Raw genomic sequence first — 1,051 nt, forward strand, 5'->3', positions numbered from 1 at the left:
GCCACGACACCTGGCTCTCCAAGCCGATCGGCAACGGCCCGTACACCGTCAGCTCGTACACCAAGGGCTCGAAGATGGAGATGCGCCGCTGGGACGCCTACCCGGGCTCCGACAAGGCGCAGAACGGCGGCATCGACCTGAACGTGTACACGGACAACAACACCGCGTACACCGATCTGACCGCCGGCAACCTCGACCTTGTCGACGACGTCCCGGCCTCGCAGCTCAAGAACGTGCAGGCGGACCTGGGCGACCGGTACATCAACACCCCCGCCGGCATCATCCAGACCCTCGCATTCCCCTTCTACACCCCGGCCTGGAACACACCGAACGCCGCCAAGGTCCGCAAGGGCCTGTCCATGGCGATCAACCGCCAGCAGATCACCGACACGATCTTCCTGAAGACGCGTACGCCCGCGAAGGACTGGACCTCGCCCGTGCTCGGCGCGGACGGCGGCTTCGACGACACCCTGTGCGGTAGTGCCTGCGAGTACAACGCCGCCGAGGCGAAGAAGCTGATCACCGAGGGCGGGGGCATCCCCGGCGGCCAGCTGAAGGTCTCGTACAACGCGGACACCGGCTCGCACAAGGAATGGGTCGACGCGCTCTGCAACAGCATCAACAACGCGCTGGGCAACGACAAGGCGTGCGTCGGAAACCCGGTCGGCACCTTCGCCGACTTCCGCAACCAGATCGGGCAGCACAAGATGCCCGGACCCTTCCGGGCGGGCTGGCAGATGGACTACCCGCTGATCCAGAACTTCCTGCAGCCGCTGTACTACACCAACGCCTCGTCCAACGACGGCCTGTACAGCAACCCCGAGTTCGACAAGCTGGTCGACCAGGCCAACGCCGAGACCGACACGGCGAAGGCCGTCGACCTGTTCAAGCAGGCCGAAGAGGTCCTGCGGGACGACATGGGCGCCATCCCGCTCTGGTACCAGAACGGCAGCGCCGGCTACTCGGAGCGCGTCTCCAATGTCGCCCTGAACCCCTTCAGCGTCCCGGCGCAGAATGTGTGCGTGACAGGTGAAGAAACGGGGAGTCGCAT

General features: G+C 65.4%; 1 protein-coding gene. It reads left to right on the plus strand.

Features of this window, described 5'->3' with window-relative positions:
* A partial coding sequence (locus tag ACWC5O_RS45530; RefSeq protein WP_450781416.1) for a peptide ABC transporter substrate-binding protein occupies positions 1-1,051 on the plus strand: 1,051 nt, incomplete at both ends.

Source organism: Streptomyces sp. NPDC001450, from assembly GCF_053597295.1.